The sequence below is a fragment of the Alkalihalobacterium alkalinitrilicum genome, assembly GCF_002019605.1.
Lineage (GTDB): Bacteria > Bacillota > Bacilli > Bacillales > Bacillaceae_F > Alkalihalobacterium > Alkalihalobacterium alkalinitrilicum.
In genome coordinates, this window is the sequence record NZ_KV917368.1 from 3,738,857 (window position 1) to 3,760,448 (window position 21,592).

16 protein-coding genes and 1 rRNA gene are annotated in these 21,592 nt (G+C 37.6%); 8 read left to right on the forward strand and 9 right to left on the reverse strand.

The window, feature by feature from the left end; all coding sequences use genetic code 11:
- Positions 1 to 913: 913 nt before the first annotated feature.
- The 9 genes from BK574_RS18185 to dnaA form a co-directional block, all read right to left on the reverse strand.
- Positions 914 to 2,465, reverse strand: a 16S ribosomal RNA gene (locus tag BK574_RS18185).
- Positions 2,466 to 2,718: 253 nt separating this feature from the next.
- Entirely contained in the window at positions 2,719 to 3,801 is a 1,083-nt protein-coding gene (locus BK574_RS18190) for an HD-GYP domain-containing protein (protein WP_078429539.1), read from the reverse strand.
- 142 nt (positions 3,802 to 3,943) lie between these two features.
- Entirely contained in the window at positions 3,944 to 6,466 is a 2,523-nt protein-coding gene (gyrA, locus tag BK574_RS18195; RefSeq protein WP_075385127.1) for a DNA gyrase subunit A, read from the reverse strand.
- Between the two features lie 127 nt (positions 6,467 to 6,593).
- Positions 6,594 to 8,504 carry a DNA topoisomerase (ATP-hydrolyzing) subunit B gene (gene gyrB, locus BK574_RS18200; RefSeq protein ID WP_420796997.1) on the reverse strand — a complete coding sequence of 637 codons (1,911 nt, stop codon included), beginning with the start codon at positions 8,502 to 8,504 and terminating at the stop codon, positions 6,594 to 6,596.
- Between the two features lie 75 nt (positions 8,505 to 8,579).
- On the reverse strand, positions 8,580 to 8,843 hold the full coding sequence (gene remB / locus BK574_RS18205) for an extracellular matrix regulator RemB (RefSeq protein ID WP_078429542.1): 264 nt from the start codon (positions 8,841 to 8,843) through the stop codon (positions 8,580 to 8,582).
- A gap of 9 nt (positions 8,844 to 8,852) precedes the next feature.
- A complete protein-coding gene (recF, locus tag BK574_RS18210; protein ID WP_078429543.1) occupies positions 8,853 to 9,968 on the reverse strand; it encodes a DNA replication/repair protein RecF in 1,116 nt (371 codons plus the stop codon).
- A gap of 13 nt (positions 9,969 to 9,981) precedes the next feature.
- Positions 9,982 to 10,203: a S4 domain-containing protein YaaA gene (gene yaaA, locus BK574_RS18215; RefSeq protein WP_078429545.1), complete on the reverse strand. Its 222-nt coding sequence runs from the start codon at positions 10,201 to 10,203 to the stop codon at positions 9,982 to 9,984.
- 257 nt (positions 10,204 to 10,460) lie between these two features.
- Positions 10,461 to 11,603, reverse strand: coding sequence for a DNA polymerase III subunit beta (gene dnaN / locus BK574_RS18220; protein ID WP_078429546.1), 1,143 nt, complete (start codon positions 11,601 to 11,603; stop codon positions 10,461 to 10,463).
- A gap of 166 nt (positions 11,604 to 11,769) precedes the next feature.
- A complete protein-coding gene (dnaA, locus tag BK574_RS18225; RefSeq protein ID WP_078429553.1) occupies positions 11,770 to 13,122 on the reverse strand; it encodes a chromosomal replication initiator protein DnaA in 1,353 nt (450 codons plus the stop codon).
- A gap of 661 nt (positions 13,123 to 13,783) precedes the next feature.
- On the opposite strand from dnaA, the gene rpmH reads away from it, so the two are divergent.
- From rpmH to noc, 8 genes are all read left to right on the forward strand, one after another.
- Complete coding sequence (rpmH, locus tag BK574_RS18230; protein ID WP_075385134.1) at positions 13,784 to 13,921, forward strand: 50S ribosomal protein L34; 138 nt, start codon at positions 13,784 to 13,786, stop codon at positions 13,919 to 13,921.
- 126 nt (positions 13,922 to 14,047) lie between these two features.
- Positions 14,048 to 14,401, forward strand: coding sequence for a ribonuclease P protein component (gene rnpA, locus BK574_RS18235; protein ID WP_078429554.1), 354 nt, complete (start codon positions 14,048 to 14,050; stop codon positions 14,399 to 14,401).
- 112 nt (positions 14,402 to 14,513) lie between these two features.
- Positions 14,514 to 15,281, forward strand: coding sequence for a YidC family membrane integrase SpoIIIJ (spoIIIJ, locus tag BK574_RS18240; RefSeq protein WP_075385136.1), 768 nt, complete (start codon positions 14,514 to 14,516; stop codon positions 15,279 to 15,281).
- Positions 15,278 to 15,895 carry an RNA-binding cell elongation regulator Jag/EloR gene (gene jag, locus BK574_RS18245; RefSeq protein ID WP_078429555.1) on the forward strand — a complete coding sequence of 206 codons (618 nt, stop codon included), beginning with the start codon at positions 15,278 to 15,280 and terminating at the stop codon, positions 15,893 to 15,895. Before spoIIIJ ends, jag begins: the two co-directional genes overlap by 4 nt.
- Before the next feature lie 309 nt (positions 15,896 to 16,204).
- Positions 16,205 to 17,581, forward strand: coding sequence for a tRNA uridine-5-carboxymethylaminomethyl(34) synthesis GTPase MnmE (mnmE, locus tag BK574_RS18250; protein WP_078429556.1), 1,377 nt, complete (start codon positions 16,205 to 16,207; stop codon positions 17,579 to 17,581).
- Positions 17,582 to 17,602: 21 nt separating this feature from the next.
- Entirely contained in the window at positions 17,603 to 19,492 is a 1,890-nt protein-coding gene (mnmG, locus tag BK574_RS18255; protein ID WP_075385139.1) for a tRNA uridine-5-carboxymethylaminomethyl(34) synthesis enzyme MnmG, read from the forward strand.
- Positions 19,493 to 19,512: 20 nt separating this feature from the next.
- A complete protein-coding gene (gene rsmG, locus BK574_RS18260) occupies positions 19,513 to 20,229 on the forward strand; it encodes a 16S rRNA (guanine(527)-N(7))-methyltransferase RsmG (RefSeq protein WP_075385140.1) in 717 nt (238 codons plus the stop codon).
- Positions 20,230 to 20,625: 396 nt separating this feature from the next.
- The gene (gene noc / locus BK574_RS18265; RefSeq protein ID WP_078429557.1) at positions 20,626 to 21,504 is read left to right on the forward strand and encodes a nucleoid occlusion protein; all 879 of its coding nucleotides are present in this window, start codon (positions 20,626 to 20,628) and stop codon (positions 21,502 to 21,504) included.
- Positions 21,505 to 21,592: the final 88 nt, after the last annotated feature.

Sequence of the window (21,592 nt, forward strand, 5' to 3'; positions counted from 1 at the left end):
GAGAGACGATCATTTTGGCTACAGGGTTGTTACCTTCTCTGACGGGTCTTTCCAGACCGCTTCGCCTATGATCGTCTTTTCTTACTCCATGTGAGACGTCCTACAACCCCAAGAGGCAAGCCTCTTGGTTTGGGCTAATTCCGTTTCGCTCGCCGCTACTCAGGAAATCGCATTTGCTTTCTCTTCCTCTGGGTACTTAGATGTTTCAGTTCCCCAGGTCTGCCTCCTCATACCCTATGTATTCAGGTATGGGTACCATCCCATTACGGATAGTGGGTTCCCCCATTCGGATATCCCCGGATCAAAGCTTACTTACAGCTCCCCGAGGCATTTCGCTGTTCGTCGCGTCCTTCTTCGGCTCCTAGTGCCAAGGCATTCACCGTGCGCCCTTTCTAGCTTAACCTAAAAAATTAATAAACTATAAAGGTTGTTGAATTCTTGACGACTCAAGTTACTCTTGGTTACACAAAGTGCAACCCAGTGAAATCTTGATGTCATTTCTAGTCATTATCCAGTTTTCAAAGAACCACTGACGAATGATAAGCGGCGGATTACTTCGTTGGCTGCGCTCTCTGCGTTGCTCATGTACACTTTAAACGTACATTCCGCTACTCGAGAACTTGCCGCCTCGTACTCCTTGCTTCTAATTCGTCACTTAAATTAAAAATATATCAATTGAAAGAATTAAATTCTTTCAAAACTGAACAAGGCAACTGACTTCAATTACAACTTGAACAGTCATCTAAGTTATACTTCTTGCAGCCTTGCATCGAGGAAGCTTACTTCGAAGCGTTGCTCGTAGACACAGATGCAAAAAGTAAATCAGAGAGTTTTGAGTTCTCTCAAAACTGAACAAAAAAGACCAAAGCGTACATACCCGAAGTATGCATCGACTAGAGTAAATACTCCATAGAAAGGAGGTGATCCAGCCGCACCTTCCGATACGGCTACCTTGTTACGACTTCACCCCAATCATCTGTCCCACCTTAGGCGGCTGGCTCCAAAAGGTTACCCCACCGACTTCGGGTGTTACAAACTCTCGTGGTGTGACGGGCGGTGTGTACAAGGCCCGGGAACGTATTCACCGCGGCATGCTGATCCGCGATTACTAGCGATTCCGGCTTCATGTAGGCGAGTTGCAGCCTACAATCCGAACTGAGAATGGTTTTATGGGATTGGCTCGACCTCGCGGTTTCGCTGCCCTTTGTACCATCCATTGTAGCACGTGTGTAGCCCAGGTCATAAGGGGCATGATGATTTGACGTCATCCCCACCTTCCTCCGGTTTGTCACCGGCAGTCACCTTAGAGTGCCCAACTAAATGCTGGCAACTAAGATCAAGGGTTGCGCTCGTTGCGGGACTTAACCCAACATCTCACGACACGAGCTGACGACAACCATGCACCACCTGTCACCTTGTCCCCCGAAGGGGAACGCTCTGTCTCCAGAGGTGTCAAGGGATGTCAAGACCTGGTAAGGTTCTTCGCGTTGCTTCGAATTAAACCACATGCTCCACCGCTTGTGCGGGCCCCCGTCAATTCCTTTGAGTTTCAGCCTTGCGGCCGTACTCCCCAGGCGGAGTGCTTAATGTGTTAACTTCGGCACTAAGGGCATCGAAACCCCTAACACCTAGCACTCATCGTTTACGGCGTGGACTACCAGGGTATCTAATCCTGTTTGCTCCCCACGCTTTCGCGCCTCAGCGTCAGTTACAGACCAGAGAGTCGCCTTCGCCACTGGTGTTCCTCCACATCTCTACGCATTTCACCGCTACACGTGGAATTCCACTCTCCTCTTCTGTACTCAAGTCTTCCAGTTTCCAATGACCCTCCACGGTTGAGCCGTGGGCTTTCACATCAGACTTAAAAGACCGCCTGCGCGCGCTTTACGCCCAATAATTCCGGACAACGCTTGCCACCTACGTATTACCGCGGCTGCTGGCACGTAGTTAGCCGTGGCTTTCTGGTTAGGTACCGTCAAGGTACCGCCCTATTCGAACGGTACTTGTTCTTCCCTAACAACAGAGCTTTACGACCCGAAGGCCTTCATCACTCACGCGGCGTTGCTCCGTCAGACTTTCGTCCATTGCGGAAGATTCCCTACTGCTGCCTCCCGTAGGAGTCTGGGCCGTGTCTCAGTCCCAGTGTGGCCGATCACCCTCTCAGGTCGGCTACGCATCGTCGCCTTGGTGAGCCATTACCTCACCAACTAGCTAATGCGCCGCGGGCCCATCCCGTAGTGTTAGAATTCCCAACTTTTACAATAACACCATGTGATGTTATTGATTATCCAGTATTAGCTCCGGTTTCCCGAAGTTATCCCAGTCTACAGGGCAGGTTGCCCACGTGTTACTCACCCGTCCGCCGCTAACTTTTCAAGAGCAAGCTCTTGAAAGGTCCGCTCGACTTGCATGTATTAGGCACGCCGCCAGCGTTCGTCCTGAGCCAGGATCAAACTCTCCAATAAAGTGTTTGATTAAGCTCATTGTCACAAACGTGACGTTTTTAAAACATTGACGAGATATCATGTATCTCTTTATTTCGCTTGGCTTTTTGTTCAGTTTTCAAAGAACTCGTTTGCTGTTTTGATAGCAACTTTATTATCATAACAGATCAACTTGTTAGTGTCAATCAGTTTTTTTCGTTTGCGCTATCTCGTCAGCGACAAGTAATAATATATCACGAACAAAACTATGTTGCAATACTTTTTCTTAAAATAATTAAAATAAAACATCATCAATATATAGTTTTGTTTGAAGACAAAGGTTAATAATCTCACCAGAGCTTTTCAACTTTACCATGGGCCGAGTTAAATTCTGTTGGTTTATAAAGATGATTTCACCTATTTCTCCATTATTAAGACGAACCTGAGTCCCAATAGAATATTTCATCAGCACATTCGTTAGAGAATCTACAACAATTGGTTGGAATTTTCCGAACTCATCTTGTCTTAAAGCTTCTAATACTTTAAAGGCTGATTGTTTTGTCCGATAATGTCTCTCGGATGTCATAGCATGATAGACATCGGCAACAGCCACAATTTGACTAAATACATGAATTTTATTAGACTCCACTCCCATTGGATACCCCGACCCATCTATACGTTCATGGTGTTGAAGTATGGTTAATAATACAGTATCAGTTATCGTTTTCTGTCCTTTTAACATGTTATAGCTTTTAATAGGATGCTTTTTCACTTCTTCAAATTCCTCATTTGATAATGGTCCCACTTTTTCTAGAATTTTAATAGAGACTTTTGACATACCTATATCAGCCATTACACCAGCCAACCCAACTTGTATCCATTCTGCTTTTGTGTAGTTTAAACTTTTAGCGATTAGTGCTGAAAGAATACCCACAAAAACTGCATGATGATACAAATAGTCCTTTTTTGTTGAGTAGTGATGTAATTTAAAAATTTCACTTTGGTATATCATTGCATTTTCAAACAAAGGTAAAAATAGGCTACGAATATCAGTTATATTAACTTTTAACCCCGATTGCCATCCTAAAAAGTACTTTTTATAATTTTGAACAGCAGAAAGATACATTGTACTAAATTCATCTTCCTTAATTACGTTCTGTCGAATATCACCCTCATGGACTTCTTCTACAGGAATAAATCGTTCTCCCGTTACTAATTTTGTTTCTACGTCAATCGTATCTATTAGAAAAATATTAATGATTTCTAACATTTCTTTTGTTAAGACCGTATTTTTTTTTATAAACGGTTGATGAGATAATAAAAAAATGTCATTAGCAACAATACAACCTTCTTGCAACTGATTCCTCTTTACTTTCATCGTTTTCTCCTTTATTTCCCATTCCATGTAAACCTATTATAAATGACAGTTTCACGTAAACAAAGCTTTATTTCTAGTAAATGTAAGACAGAAGCACACTCTTTTAGTTTTTAAAAAAAAGAGAGGGTTGCCCCTCTCTTTTTTATTCTTCCTCTTCAGTTGTACTTACATTTTCTTGCGATTGTATTTCATCATTCAACTCATTTTCTTCATCATCATCAACAACGTCAATATCTTCATCATCGATATCAACTCGAGCAACCGTTGCTACTTCTCCCTCATCACCGACACGAATGAGAGTTACCCCTTGTGTATTTCGTCCCATTTGTGAAATTTCACTAACATGTAGACGAATGATAATACCAGCTGTTGTAATAATCATTAAGTCATGATCATTTGAAACAATCGTTAAAGATACGACTGGGCCATTTTTATCCGTAATGTTACACGTTTTAATTCCTTTACCGCCTCGATGTTGAATACGATAATCGTCAATCGTTGTACGTTTACCGAAACCTTTTTCTGTAACAATAAGTACATCATGATCCGATTCAATAATATCCATACCAACTACTCGATCATCGTCAGATAATGTAATTCCTTTAACACCAGTTGCCGTACGTCCCATTAATCGAACATCTTCTTCATGGAAACGAATAGCTAATCCACTTCTTGTACCGATGATAATCTCTTGATTACCATCTGTTAAACGTACACCTAGCAGCTCATCTTCTTCACGCAAATTAATTGCAAATAATCCACCTCTACGAATATTGGCAAAATAAGAAAGTGGTGATCGTTTACAAATCCCTTCTTTTGTCATAAAGAATAGATTGTGCTTATCATCAAATTCTTCAATTGGAATAACAGTACTTATATATTCTTCCTTTTCAATTTGGAGAAGATTAATAATTGGAATTCCCTTTGCGGTTCTTCCTAGCTCTGGAATTTCATATCCTTTAAGGCGATAAACCTTTCCTTTATTCGTGAAAAAGAGAATGGTATGATGAGAATTCGTCGTAAATAAGTGTTGAACGAAGTCATCGTCGTTCGTTCCCATTCCTTGAATGCCTTTACCGCCTCGTTTTTGACTGCGATACGTAGAAATTGGTAGACGTTTGATGTAGCCATTGTGTGATAGGGTAATGACAATATTTTGACGCGGAATTAAATCTTCGTCTTCAAATGACTCTTCACCAATTGAAATAATCGTACGACGATCATCGTTAAACTTCTCTTTAACTTCTACTAATTCTTCACGAATAATTTCTAACACTTTTTCTTGATCCGCTAGAATCGCTTTTAATTCCGCAATTCGTTGAACTAGTTCAGCGTATTCTGCTTCAATTTTATCTCGTTCTAGTCCCGTTAATCGTTGCAGTCGCATATCTAGGATCGCTTGCGCTTGTTCATAGCTTAAATTAAATTGTTCCATTAAACCATTACGAGCAATTTCTGTTGTTTGTGAACCACGAATGAGTGAAATGATTTCATCAATATGATCTAAAGCAATTCGCAATCCTTCAAGGATATGGGCTCTCGCTTCAGCTTTTCTTAGTTCAAACGCTGTACGGCGACGAATAACTACTTTTTGATGTTCAAGATAATGGTATAGGCATTCTTTTAAGTTCAACACTTTAGGTTGTCCACCCACGAGTGCTAATAAGTTGATACCATAACTCGTCTGAAGTGCCGTTTGTTTGAATAAATTGTTTAATAGTACATTCGAATTAGCATCACGACGCACTTCAATAACAATTCGCATACCTGTACGGTCGGATTCATCTCGAAGATCCGTTATTCCGTCGATTTTTTTATCACGAACGAGTTCAGCTATTTTTTCAATTAGCTTTGCTTTGTTCACTTGATACGGAAGCTCAGTTACAATAATTCGCTGCTTACCATTTTGCATTTCTTCAATATGAGACTTTGCACGTAGGGTAATTGAACCTCTACCTGTTTGATAAGCTTTTCTGATTCCTGAAATACCAATAATTTCCGCTCCTGTAGGGAAATCAGGCCCAGGTATAAACTCCATTAATTCAGCAACACTAATGTCAGGATTTCGACTTAACTCTAGTACACCATCAATAACTTCGCCTAATTGATGTGGTGGAATATTGGTTGCCATACCAACAGCAATTCCAGATGTTCCATTGACTAAAAGGTTTGGAAAGCGTGAAGGTAACACAACTGGCTCTCTTTCTGAACCATCGTAGTTATCTTGGTAATCAATCGTATCTTTGTTTATATCTCGAACAAGTTCCATTGAAATTTTAGACATTCTTGCTTCTGTATAACGCATTGCAGCAGCTGCATCTCCATCTACTGAACCAAAGTTTCCATGTCCGTCAATTAACATATAACGATAACTAAAATCTTGCGCCATTCTAACCATTGTTTCGTAAACAGCCGAATCACCATGAGGGTGGTACTTACCAATAACCTCACCAACGATACGGGCAGACTTTTTATACGCCTTGTCAGACGTCATACCTAGCTCATTCATCGCATACAAAATCCGGCGATGAACTGGTTTTAACCCATCGCGAACATCTGGTAATGCACGGCTAACGATAACACTCATAGCGTAGTCTAAAAACGATGATTTCATCTCTTGACTAATATTTATTTCTTTAACTCTTGAGCGGTCCTGTTCTTCCATTTGAAACCTCCAATATATCCGTTTCGAGCAAGGTTTATTTTAGAGATTGTGCAAAAAGTCCAAGAAAGATTTTTTTCAGGTTTCTCGGATCTTTTTGTCCTCCTTTTTGAGCAAACACTTTAGTAATTTAGATATCTAAATTTTTAACATACTGAGCATTTTCCTGGATAAAATCTCTTCTCGGTTCTACCTTGTCTCCCATCAGTATTTCAAATATCTCGTCTGCTTTCATAGCATCTTCTAAGGTTACCTGTAAGACTGTTCTTGTAGATGGATCCATAGTTGTTTCCCAAAGCTGCCCTGGATTCATTTCTCCTAAACCTTTATATCGTTGAATACCAGGCTTTGACTTATCAGGAAGTTCACTTAATATATTTTCTAACTCTTTTTCATTATAGGCATACTGAATATCTCGGCCCTGCTGTACTTTATATAAAGGAGGCTGTGCAATATAAATATAGCCCTTTTCAATAATTGGGCGCATATAACGATAGAAAAACGTTAAAATTAAAGTACGAATATGGGCCCCATCAACATCGGCATCCGTCATAATAATAATCTTATGATAACGAGCTTTTTCAATATTAAAGTCATCACCAATTCCAGTTCCTAGAGCAGTGATAATCGCACGAATTTCATTATTAGCTAAAATTTTATCCAACCGAGCTTTTTCGACATTAATGATTTTCCCACGTAAAGGTAAAATTGCTTGAAAATGACGATCACGCCCTTGTTTTGCAGATCCTCCAGCAGAGTCACCCTCAACAATATAAATTTCACTAATTGAAGCATCCTTAGATGAACAATCAGCTAACTTTCCTGGTAACGAACTAACTTCTAAAGCACTTTTTCTCCTCGTCAATTCGCGAGCTTTTTTAGCAGCTTCACGAGCCCGAGAAGCCATTAAACCTTTTTCGACAATTTTCTTCGCGACATTTGGGTTTTCTGATAAAAACCGAGCGAAATGTTCTGAAAATAGAGAATCAGTAATGGTACGAGCCTCACTATTACCTAACTTTGTCTTTGTTTGACCTTCAAATTGCGGATCAGGTATTTTAACTGAAATAATAGCTGTTAATCCTTCACGTACATCGTCACCTGTTAGGTTTGGATCATTCTCTTTAAATAAATTTTGCTTTCTTGCATAATCATTAATAACACGAGTTAGTCCTGTTTTAAAGCCTGACTCATGGGTTCCTCCCTCATGTGTATTAATGTTATTTGCAAATGAGTATATATTACCTGTATATCCATCATTATACTGTACGGCAATTTCAACGGTTAACCCTTCTTTTTCACCTTCAATAAAAATCGGTTCTTCATGAAGAGTTTCCTTTGTTCTGTTAAGGTGTTCAACGAATGAAGCAATTCCACCTTCATAAAAGAATTTAGCCTCTTTTCCTTCAGGACGCTTATCTTTAATTTCAATCGTTAGTCCTCTATTCAAGAATGCTATTTCACGTACTCTCGTTGCTAATGTATCGTATTCATAAACAACCGTTTCTTTAAAAATTTCAGGATCAGGCTTGAAATGAACTTTTGTTCCACGCTTTTCAGTTTCACCAATAATTTCAAGTTCACCTTGTGGAACCCCACGCTCGAACTTTTGATAATGAATTTTTCCCTCGCGAAAAACAGTCACATCCAATTGTTTCGATAAAGCATTTACAACTGATGCACCTACACCGTGTAAACCACCAGAGACTTTATATCCTCCACCACCAAATTTTCCCCCAGCATGGAGAACCGTCATAATAACTTCAACTGCAGGTTTTCCCATTTTCTCATGAATTCCTACGGGAATCCCACGTCCATTATCTTCAACTGTGATACCATTATCTTCTTCGATCGTAATTGAAATGGTATCACAATAACCAGCCATTGCTTCATCAATGCTATTATCAACGATTTCCCACACTAAATGGTGTAAGCCACGAATACTAGTTGAGCCAATATACATTCCTGGTCGTTTTCTAACGGCTTCTAAACCTTCTAGTACCTGTATTTGACTTTCGTCGTACGAATGTTGTTGTTCAATCGTCAATCTCTTCACCTTCACTTCTTATCAGTGGTAACCACTGTCAATTTTTTCTTGCTATCTACAAAAGATAGATTAATCGGTATAACTGTCTAGCTCAGAAACGACTTGAGCTCTTCGTTTTAATGTTACAGAAGAAATAGGGGAATAATAGACCTGATCATTGGTAATTACAATTGACTTTGTCATTTCTTCTGAAATCTCAAAAACATAATTAGCCTTAAAATGAGCGTTAATAAATTCTTTCGTTATTCCTGATGACTCTTTCATATCACTATTTAGTATAGCAACAACATCTTTCGAGCGAATAACAATATCTCCACCTAAATGAATAAACAAAAGATCACCTCAGTTCTTCTTCTCTACTTTACCTTGGTTTACCACATAGGTCGCGGCTTGTTTTAAGGTTTGATGATCAATCCCATCAACACTTGTTGTCGTAACAAATGTTTGTACTTTTCCTTGGATCGTATTTAATAAATGGGACTGACGATAATCATCTAGTTCTGATAACACATCATCTAATAGAAGAATAGGATACTCGCCAACCTTTGAATGAATCAATTCAATTTCAGCTAACTTAACAGACAATGCTGTCGTACGTTGTTGTCCTTGTGAACCAAACGTTTGCACATCCATTTTATTAACTAAAAATCCTATATCATCACGGTGGGGGCCAACCAATGTTGTTCCTCTTTGGATCTCTCTTGCCTTTACTTTTTCTAATCCGGTATAGAGCTCTTCTTCTATTTTCGACAATTCCATCTTTTCTGATACGTTAATAGATGGTTTATATTGGATTGCTAATAATTCTTTTCCTCGACTAATCTCCTTATGGATAGCTTCTGCCCATGTTTGAAGCAAACCAATGAACTCAAATCGTTTAGCAATGACCTTTACAGCCTCCGAAACGAGTTGAGCTGTCAATACATCAAGCATGACTTTATCGCCTTTATTTTTTTGCAGTTCTTTAAGAAGGTGATTTCGTTGTTGGAGAATTTTTTGGTACTTTCCTAGATGGAAAATATAAAGTGGATTGATTTGACCAATTTCCATATCGATGAAACGTCTCCTCACTTGAGGAGCACCTTTAACTAAATTTAAGTCTTCTGGAGCGAACATCACGACGTTTGCCGCCCCGATATATTCACTCAATTTCCGCTGTTCAAGACTATTTATTTTTACTTTCTTCCCTTTTGATGAAATAATGACACCTAATGATAGCGGACCATTCCGCCTTTCGAGCTTACCTTCTATTTTGGCAAACTCCTCATCCCAATGAATCAATTCTTTATCCCGAGCCGTCCGATGTGACTTTGCCATTGCAAGCACGTAGAGGGCTTCAATTAAGTTTGTTTTACCTTGTGCATTTTCACCTAAGATGACATTGACCTGGTCTTCAAACTTTAAATTTACGTTTGAATAATTACGGTAATTCGTTACTACAAGTTCTTTAATGTGCAAAGGGAAATCCCCCTCAAGATCTGGCCACTATTTTAAAAGTACCTACTGACGTTATTGTAATTTGATCATTATTAAATAATTTTTTTCCACGACGGTTTTCTAATTCATCATTGACAATGACTTCGTGTTCAGATAAAAACCACTTCGCCATACCACCCGTATCAATGACCCCAATTTCTTTAAGTAGTTTACCTAATGTTATAAATTCAGAATCAATTACGATTTCCTTAGGCATTAAGATCGCTCACTTTCTTTTCGTAAAAATTGAATTTTTTTTTTATAGTACAAAGTAAAACAGCAATTTTTCTGCTAATTGCTGTTATTCATCCGTTTACCTTTACTTTTTTATCAATAATTAAAGTTCATTATCTCTATTGTACTAAACTATTGCTAGAACGCCAATAGTTGGGCATGAACTTAATACAATCTACTCATACATATTTTTATTTTTTTAGTAAAAAGCTGCAGGCCATTGGCTTGCAGCTTTTTACTCTAATACGTACGGACTGGAGAAAATAAATGTAACGCTAAGTCATGCTCTGTTGGTCGAATAACGAAAGGACTCATTGCGCCAGTAAAAACAATATGAATTTCATCGCAATCAACAACTTTCAGCGCATCAATAACATTTTTCCCATTAAATGAGATCCTTAACTCCTCACCAGTTAACTGACTACTTTGTATCTTTTCCGTTACTTTCCCTATTTCAGGTGTAATGGAAGTAATTTCTATCTGATCATTTTCAAGTGTCTTTAAATTAATGACATTATTCTTTCCTTCTCTTGAAAGTAATAATGCCCTTTCTAATGTTTGTAAAAATGGTTTGGTTTTAATTTTAAAATCAGTTTTTGAATGTGTTGGAATCATATTTTTCGTTACAGGATACTTTCCATCCAACAATCGCGAAAAGAAGAGTAGATTTTTCAAACGAAACAAAACTTGGCTTTCTGTAACGACGACGTCAATTAATTCATCTGTATCTTCTAACACTTTACTTAACTCAATTAAACTTTTCCCTGGGATTACAACATTTTCAAAACTTAATTCCTGATTATTCGTTTCAACTTTTGCTTTCCTTAACGCTAATCGATGACTATCTGTTGCAGTACAGATCAATTCACCACTTTCGACCGTCAAGTTTACACCTGTCAACACCGGACGCGTTTCCTGAGTGGACACCGCAAACCCTGTTTGTCGAATAATGTTTTTTAATAAGTCTTGAGGAAGACGAAAAACGTGATGTTCCTCTACTTGCGGTAACCGTGGATATTCTTCAGGATCTAATCCATTTAAATTAAAAACAGCAGACCCTGACCGAATGGTTGTGGCAAATTGATCTTGTACCGTAATTTCAATTTGGTCTTCAGGTAATTTCTTTACGATTTCTGTGAAGTATTTTGCTTGAAGTACAATACTTCCTTCAGCTAAAACTTCAACAAGTACTTTTTCATTTTCTTCGCTTGGTATAAAGCTTTCAATTGAGATATCTGAATCACTACCAGTTAACGTAACGCCTTCTTTTGTAGCCACAATTTTAATACCTGTTAATATCGGAATCGTTGTTCGTGAAGATACAGCTTTAGATACATGTTGGACACTATGTACGAAGCGATCTCTATTTATAACAAATTGCATGATTTGATCACCTTTATATATATATTTTTTATTTAAAAAAAGTAGTAGTAATAGTAATAGGGCCTGTTAATATGTGGATAAATGGAAAATAACCGAGAGATACAGCCTATACACATGTGGATAATGTGTGTATAGGCTGTGATAAGTTATTCACAAAAGTCACAACCTAATTTCTAAGTTGCTCTATGATTTCTTGAACTTTTTGCTGAAATTCGTGATCAACTGCTAATAATTTAGATATTTTTTCATGAGCATGAATAACCGTTGTGTGATCACGCCCACCAAATTCACTACCAATCTTAGGTAGTGATGAATCTGTAAGTTCACGAGACAAATACATTGCAATTTGACGAGGGAAAGCAACGGATTTCGTCCGTTTTTTTGCTTTAAAATCATCTAATTTCACACTATAGTGTTCTCCAACTGTTTTTTGAATATCAATAATTGTAAGCACTTTTGGCTTAGAATTAGGAATAATATCTTTAAGTGCATCAGCTGCTAAGTCGGCATTCATATCTTGATTAATAAGGGAAGAATACGCGACAACCCGGATAAGAGCTCCCTCTAATTCACGAATATTTGTGTCGATTTGGTTGGCTATATAAAGCATGACTTCATTTGGAATATCTAAATTTTCAGCTTTTGCTTTTTTTCTTAAAATTGCAATTCTCGTTTCTAAATCAGGAGGTGTAATATCCGTAATTAATCCCCACTCAAAACGTGAGCGCAACCTGTCTTCTAATGTCGGAATTTCTTTCGGTGGACGGTCGCTCGAAATGACAATTTGTTTACTTTCTTCATGTAACGCATTGAATGTATGGAAAAACTCTTCTTGTGTTTGTTCTTTTCCTGCTAAAAATTGAATATCATCTATTAATAGGACATCGACATTTCGATATTTATTGCGAAAATGAACAGCTTTATTGTCACGTATGGAGTTAATAAACTCATTGGTAAATTTTTCAGAAGATAAATAGACTACTTTGGCATTTGGATTATGATCAATAACATAATGACCGATCGCATGCATTAAGTGTGTTTTCCCTAATCCAACTCCTCCATAGATAAATAAAGGGTTGTAAGCTTTTGCTGGTGCTTCAGCAACAGCCAAGGATGCTGCGTGTGCAAAGCGATTTCCAGACCCAATTACGAACGTATCAAACGTATACTTCGGATTTAACATACTTTTAGGGATATCACCATTAGATGGAAGCGGCTCTTTAGGTAACTTCTTTACTTCTTGTTCAATTAAAAAATCGTCCTCTAACTGATTTTTTGGAATAATAAATTTAACGTTCAAGCTAGATCCTGTAATATCTTCTAACGTTTCAGAGATAATACTAGAATAACGATTCTCTAGCCAATCTCTTGCAAATTCATTTGGTGCTGTAATGATGATCGTATCACTTTCAATATTATTAGCTTTCGTTGCCTTTAACCAAGTTTCAAAACTAGGCTTACTCACTTTGGCTTCCATAGCAGCTAGAGCTCGGTCCCATAAATCGTTTATGTTCTCCAATGATCGCTCCCTCCTTTTCTCTAGGGATTTGAATTCCGTTTCCAGAAATAATTAAATAAAAACTTGGTTATTATCCAAGTTTTTATAGGATAGTTTCCTTCCTCTACTGTACAAGCTTTGTATAATGCACTTTTTTGTAATTGTATAAGTATGCAATACACATATTATGTGGAGAAATGTATAATATAGTAGAAAAACGTCGTATATATAATTATAAACATCATGTGGACAAGATAATAAACAGGTTTTAATAACTGTCCACAATTTTATCCACACCCTGTGAATAAAATTTTAGTTTAAAAAATTATCCACGGGTGAAAACAAATATATAATAGCAAAAAATACAAGCTGTTGCAACGCTTTTATCACTTTATCCACAGTATACTAGTGCTTGTGTTTAAAAATTGTCCACAACACAAGATGATGTGTATAGTCTGTACATAGGTTTGAGGAGAAGTCAAAAAATGTCGATAAATGTTATCCACAAGCCGAAAATAGAATACGAATTTCAAATGATGGCTAGTTAATATAATTATTTGTAATACATTTGAAAGATTTAACAGGTGTAGAATTATAAAGGTACACTTGACAATTGGATGGTTAGTTCCTTATAATTTACAAGAATGTCTATGTTGAGTATATCCTCAGGGAGGTGTTATAGATGGGAAAACCAACGTTTCAACCAAATAACCGAAAGCGTAAGAAAGTTCACGGCTTCCGTGCACGCATGAGCACACCAAGCGGTCGTAAAGTTTTAGCTCGTCGTCGTCGTAAAGGGAGAAAAGTATTATCTGCATAGGCCACTGGAATCTTCAGTGGTCTTTTTCACTAAAAAGGATAATAATTAGTAGGGTTATTTCTTTTTTTGTAGAATAAGTATTTTTAGAATAAGTAATAGTTACTATTGATTGTTGGGGTGTAACGGATGAAGAAAGCTTTTCGAATTAAGAAAAATGAAGAGTTCTCAAAAGTATTTAATGAGGGGAAGTCCGTTGCTAACCGTCAATTTGTCTTGTATGCGCTTCATAAAGAGGGACAAAACCATTTTCGAATCGGGTTATCTGTAAGTAAACGAATTGGGAATGCCGTGATGCGAAACCGAATAAAACGAGCTATGCGTGAATGGTTTCATCAGTATGAAGACAAGCTATTGCAGGATAAAGATTATGTCGTTATCGCTCGTAACCCGACAGCAGAGATGGATTTTTTTGAGATGGAAAAAAGTCTTATACATGTATCTAAAAAAGCTGGTGTGTTATTAAAGGATAATAAGAGATAAAGGCGGTACTCAACCTCTGTTAACTGTGTCTGTTCATATATGGAAGGGATGCTTTCCTTATATGAATGTCCTCTTAAAAATAGATTTGGTGAATGACAAGGAGGAAATATAGGTGTCAAGAAAGCTAGGTTTAACCTTGTTACTTGTCAGTATGCTTGTGCTTCTTACAGGTTGTTTTAACTTAGAGGAGCCGATCAATGCTGAAAGTACTGGTGTTTGGGATCGCTACCTTGTATATCCGTTATCTTGGTTAATCATTTATTTTGCAGATTTATTTAATGATAGTTTCGGTTTGGCTATTATCGTAGTAACTATCTTACTACGTACATTGATTCTTCCGTTAATGATCAAACAAACGAAGAGTGCAAAGGCGATGCAAGCGATTCAGCCAGAAATGCAAAAGTTGCGTGAGAAATACAGTGCAAAAGATCAAAAGACCCAACAAAAACTTCAACAAGAAACGATGAAAATGTTCCAGGAAAAAGGAGTTAATCCTTTAGCTGGTTGTTTACCTTTATTCATTCAAATGCCAATATTACTGGCGTTTTATCACGCCATTATGCGTACAGAAGAAATAGGGCATCAACAATTTTTATGGTTCTATCTTGATGTTCCAGATCCAATTCTATTACCGTTGATTGCAGGAATTACAACATTCATTCAGCAAAAGATGATGATGGTAACGGACAATCCGCAAATGAAAATCTTATTATATATGATGCCAATTATGATTTTCGTATTTGCGATGTTCTTCCCAGCAGCATTATCGTTGTATTGGGTAGTCGGTAATATATTTATGATTGTACAAACCTACTTTATTACAGGACCAAATGTAGGTAAAAAAGATGAACCAGTAAGTGCAGGAGGAAAGAAAAAGTGAAAAAAGTGACTGCATCTGGAAAAACTATAGAAGAAGCTATTCAAAAAGCATTAGAAGAACTAAAGGCAATGAGAGAAGAAGTAGAAATTCAAGTGATAGAAAATCCTCAAAAAGGATTATTTGGACTTTTTGGCGGAAAGCCAGCAGTGGTTGAAGTTGAATTAAAGCCCGATTCGATAGAAGAGGCTAGGGATTTTCTCCAAGTCTTGATTGAAAAAATGGGTGTCCAAGTGGATATTGTCTCGAAAACGGATAATCGGGAGACCATTTTTGACTTACAGGGTGAGCATATTGGAACACTGATTGGAAGAAGAGGACAAACATTGGATTCGCTTCAATATTTAGTGAATTTAGTGGCTAATCGCAACTCAGAAGGCTTTTTACGTATACGTCTAGATGCAGAAAACTATCGTGAACGCAGAAAACAGTCGCTAGAGCAATTAGCTGAGCGACTGGCAAAGAAAGCGATCCAAACGAAAAGACCGGTCAAGCTGGAGCCTATGCATGCTCATGAACGGAAAGTAATTCATACTGCACTTCAAAATATTAAAGGAATAGCAACGTATTCAGAAGGTCAAGAACCTCGGCGGTATATTGTTATAACAGTAAAATAAAGATCATTCAAGTGTCTGGCACTTCATTGCAATTTGAAGTGCCAGACACTTTTTTGTGTTTTTTGGAAGTTAATCCTGATTACTAGAGATTAGCGTCAGAAATTAGAAAGTTAAGAAATAAATTAAACTATCCACATGTGGATAGTTTTTCTTGTGGCAATATAGGTTAAAATAGAATGAGGGTTGTTGATATCTTTTTTTGATCGGAAATATGTGGTATTCTATTAATTTAGGGAAGTATGTGGTCTGACAACACATTAAAAGATTTTATAATATAAATAACATCAAGGTTCGAAACGGGGTGACATAATGGAGTTCGACACAATTGCTGCAATTTCAACACCGATGGGAGAGGGAGCAATTGCAATCGTTAGACTATCAGGTGACGATGCAATTCAAATTGCAGATAAAATTTACAATGGAAAACACCGATTAATGGAAGTAGAGAGTCATACGATCCATTATGGATATATTATTGACCCGAGTACGGAAAAGAAGGTAGAGGAAGTAATGATTTCCGTATTAAAAGGTCCAAGAACGTTTACTCGTGAAAATATTGTTGAAATTAATTGCCACGGTGGATTAGTTTCCGTTAATCGCGTTTTGCAGCTTGTTTTAAATGAGGGAGCACGATTAGCCGAACCAGGAGAATTTACTAAACGTGCGTTCTTAAATGGTAGAATTGATCTATCGCAAGCGGAAGGGGTTATTGATTTAATTCGTGCGAAGACAGATCGTGCTATGAACGTAGCGCTCGGACAATTAGATGGGCGTCTTTCAAAAAAAATAAAAACATTGCGTCAAGCTTTATTAGAAACGGTTGCTCATGTCGAAGTGAATATCGATTATCCTGAATATGATGCAGAAGAAATGACTAATCATTTATTACTTGAAAAAGCTCAATTTGTCCATGAGGAAATTTTAAAGTTATTGGATACGGCTGCACAAGGGAAAATACTTAGAGAAGGTTTAGCAACTGCAATTATAGGAAGACCGAACGTCGGAAAATCTTCTTTACTTAATAGCTTAGTTCATGAAAATAAAGCAATTGTAACGGATATTCCAGGTACAACTAGGGATGTAATTGAAGAGTACGTCAATGTTCGAGGTGTCCCATTGCGTTTAATTGATACAGCAGGTATTAGAGAAACAGAAGATATTGTCGAAAAGATTGGCGTTGAACGATCAAGGCAAGCTCTAAAAGCTGCACAACTAATTTTGTTAGTATTAAATTATAGTGAGAAATTAACAAAAGAAGATGAAGCATTGATAGAGTCAATTAAAGGTATGGACGCAATTATTATCGTAAACAAAACCGATTTAGAGAAAAAGATTGATCTTGATCGTGTAAAGCAGCTTGTAATAGATCGACCAATTGTAACAACGTCTTTATTACGAGATGAAGGTGTCGATGAGTTAGAAGAAGCCATTAAGGAACTATTTTTTGTTGCTGGGATTGAAGGTGAAGATGTTACGTATGTATCCAACTCACGTCATATTGCTTTACTCACTCAAGCTAAAAAGTCAGTTGAAGAAGCCATTTTAGCAATTGAAAATGGCATGCCTGTTGATATGGTTCAAATTGATATTACAAGAACATGGGAATTACTGGGTGAAATTATTGGTGACAGTGTTCACGAAAGTTTAATCGATCAACTGTTTTCCCAATTTTGTTTAGGTAAATGATGAAAAGGAGATGAAAACCACATGCAGTATCAAGGTGGTGAGTTTGACGTAATCGTTATCGGTGCTGGTCATGCTGGCTGTGAAGCGGCCCTTGCAGCCGCACGTATGGGGGCAAACACACTCGTTTTAACTTTAAATTTAGATGCAGTTGCGTACATGCCATGTAATCCATCAGTTGGTGGACCAGCGAAAGGAATCGTTGTTCGTGAAATTGATGCATTAGGTGGAGAGATGGGACGAAATATTGATAAAACCCATATTCAAATGCGTATGTTAAATACAGGCAAAGGCCCTGCTGTCCGCGCATTACGAGCTCAAGCCGATAAATTTATGTATCAACACGAAATGAAAAAAACGCTTGAAGAAGAAGAAAAATTATTACTTCGCCAAGGAATGGTTGACCATCTTATTGTTGAAGATGGTGTTTGTAAAGGAGTTATTACGAATACAGGTGCCCAATATCGGTCTAAGGCTGTTATTATTACAACGGGAACGTATTTAAGAGGAAAGATCATTCTTGGTGATCTAGCGTACGAAAGTGGCCCTAATAATATGCAGCCATCTGTGAAGCTCTCCTATCATTTGAAAGAGTTGGGATTTGAAATGGTCCGATTTAAAACAGGGACACCGCCACGAGTTAATAGTAGTACCATTGATTACTCGAAAACGGAAATACAGCCTGGTGACGATGTACCGCGATCATTTTCATATGAAACAACAAAGTATATTACAGATCAGTTACCTTGTTGGTTAACTTATACAAGTGAAGAGACTCACCATATTATTAATAATAATTTACATCGTTCACCAATGTACTCAGGAGTAATAGAAGGAACTGGACCGAGATATTGTCCTTCTATTGAAGATAAGGTTGTTCGTTTTAACGATAAACCTCGTCATCAAATTTTCCTAGAGCCTGAGGGACGCAATACGAATGAAGTATATGTACAAGGTTTTTCAACGAGCTTACCAGAAGAAGTCCAACTCAATATGTTAAAGTCAATTCCAGGTCTTGAAAATGTAAGAATGATGCGACCAGGGTATGCGATTGAGTACGATGCAATGGTGCCAACGCAATTATGGCCGACGCTTGAAACAAAAAAGGTGGCTGGATTATATACAGCAGGTCAAATCAATGGAACCTCTGGTTATGAAGAGGCTGCAGGGCAAGGAATTGTAGCAGGCATCAATGCTGCGAGATATTCACAAGGAAAAGATGGCCTTATTCTTGACAGGTCGCAAGCTTATATTGGTGTATTAATTGATGATTTAGTGACAAAAGGGACAAATGAGCCGTACCGTTTACTGACATCTCGTGCAGAACACCGCTTATTACTGCGTCACGACAATGCAGACTTAAGACTTACAGAGTTAGGGTATGAGATTGGACTTATTCCAGAAGAACGCTATGAGCGATTTAAACAGAAAAAAGAACGGATTGAAGAAGAAAAGAAACGATTAGAAGCGGTTATGATTAAGCCGAGCGATGAAGTTCAAACGTTGCTTGCTGCTGCACATTCTTCACCATTGCACGAGGCAGTCCGAGCATCTCATTTACTAAAAAGACCTGAAATTAATTACACTCATATCCAACAGCTAGTTCCAGCTGAAATAGAAATATCAGATGACGTTGCAGAACAGGTTGAGATTCAGGTTAAATATGAAGGATACATCGACAAACAAATGCAGCAAGTAGAACGAGCAATGAAAATGGAAGATAAAAAAATTCCAGAAGATCTTGACTATCATGCAATTTCAAGTTTAGCTACAGAGGCAAAACAAAAGTTAAGTCAAGTCCGTCCGTTATCTGTCGGTCAAGCTTCCCGTGTGTCGGGAGTAAACCCTGCCGATATCTCCATTTTACTTATCTATTTGGAGCAAGGTAAATTAGCGAAAGTAAATCCATCTTAACATTTCTTTTTGGAGGACCTATGAGTAAAGAACAATTTCAAAAGATGATCGAGGGGAAGGGGATTTCTCTTTCGCCGACACAACTTGAACAATTTAATATTTATTATCACACCTTAGTTGAGTGGAACGAGAAGATGAACCTGACGGCGATTACAGAGGAAAATGAAGTTTACCTAAAGCATTTCTATGATTCAATATCAGCAGCATTTTTTCATGACTTTTCTAAATCTGCAAAAATCATTGATGTAGGAGCTGGAGCTGGTTTCCCAAGTATTCCCTTAAAAATTTGTTTTCCTCATTTACATGTCAGTATTGTTGATTCGTTAAACAAAAGAATCGGATTTTTAAATCACTTGGCTGAAAGTTTAAACTTAAATAATGTTTCTTTCTATCACGATCGTGCTGAATTGTTTGGAAAAAACAAAGATCACCGTGAAAAGTATGATATTGTTATGGCAAGAGCGGTAGCCAGGATGCCAGTTCTTTCTGAGCTGTGCCTTCCTTTAGCCAAAGTAAATGGAACGTTTATAGCGATGAAGGGTTCAGGAGCGAATGAAGAAGTAAAAGAAGGGAAAAAGGCTATTTCACTTTTAGGTGGAAAGATAATAAAAGATGAACGTTTTATACTACCAATTGAAGAAAGTGAACGCCATATTATAATAGTAGAGAAGTTCAAATCAACACCGAACAAATACCCAAGAAAACCAGGTACTCCAAATAAGCAACCGATCTTATAGAAACAAAAGTATTTCTCGAGAAATAAACTAAGGTTGAGCTGTTGTAGATAGCGTAAATGAAATGAACTTTACTAAAAAGCACAGCAGCTCTAATCATTTTTGTATAACTACATGTATATGAAAAGGTAATTAGTACCAACGATATCCACATACTGGAAAATAAATATTATGTAATAGGGTAGAATTTACCTTAAGTATTCCTATACAATGTTAGTAGTTTAAGAATATTCAAGAATACTTGTTTCACGTGGAACAGCGAATTTAGCAAGAAAAACTTGACTTGAATATAAAAACAAAGATATAAAAGATTTATAAGATAAAAGCAGGAACTTTGTACGATTCTATCGAAATAAATACTATAAGTAGACGGTATTATTCAGAAGGTGGTGTCAGGCGATGAAACAGCCGTTTTCACGCCTATTCGGCTTCGGAGAGAGAAATGAAGAAGAAGTGGAAACAGGTGAAGCAAGAGAAGAAAGCGAAACACGTGATGAAAGCGAAGTAGTTATGCAAATATCTATTCATGAAATTGTGCCTAATCGATTTCAACCACGTACTGTTTTTGATAATGAGAGAATTGAAGAATTAGCGCAAACAATCAAAACACATGGGGTCATCCAACCCATTGTTGTTCGAAAACGAGACGATCAATATGAAATTATCGCTGGTGAGAGACGCTGGAGAGCAGTCACGAGTCTTGGTTGGGAAACGATTCCTGCCATAATTAAAGAATTCAATGATTCGCAAACAGCATCTGTTGCTTTAATAGAAAATTTACAACGTGAAGGGTTAACTGCAATTGAAGAAGCGGTTGCTTACGCGAAACTCCTTGAATTGCATGGGTTAACACAAGAAAGCCTTGCCCAACGATTAGGAAAAGGTCAGTCCACCATTGCCAATAAATTACGATTGCTTCATTTGCCGCAGTCTGTTCAAGATGCAATCTTAGAAAGAAAAATTACGGAAAGACATGCTCGAGCGTTAATTTCACTGAAAAATGCTGAATGGCAAGAACAGATCTTAGAAGAAATTATTGAAAAAGGCTTGAATGTTAAGCAAACCGAAGAAAGAGTAAAGGCAAAACTAGAAGCCGCTGATGCACCAAATAAAAAGAAAAAACCAAAACATAAGCTGTATTCGAAAGACATGAGAATAGCGATGAATACAATTAGACAGTCTGTTGACATGGTTATGAAAACGGGATTAACCGTTGATACAGCAGAAGAAGAAAACGATGAATTCTATCAATTTACAATTCGGATACCGAAGAAATAATCTATCTTTATGATAGATTATTTTTTTTAGAGGGAACGATAAAGGGAAACTATTAAGTAGATTTTTAGGAGAATAGATGGAAAAAAGA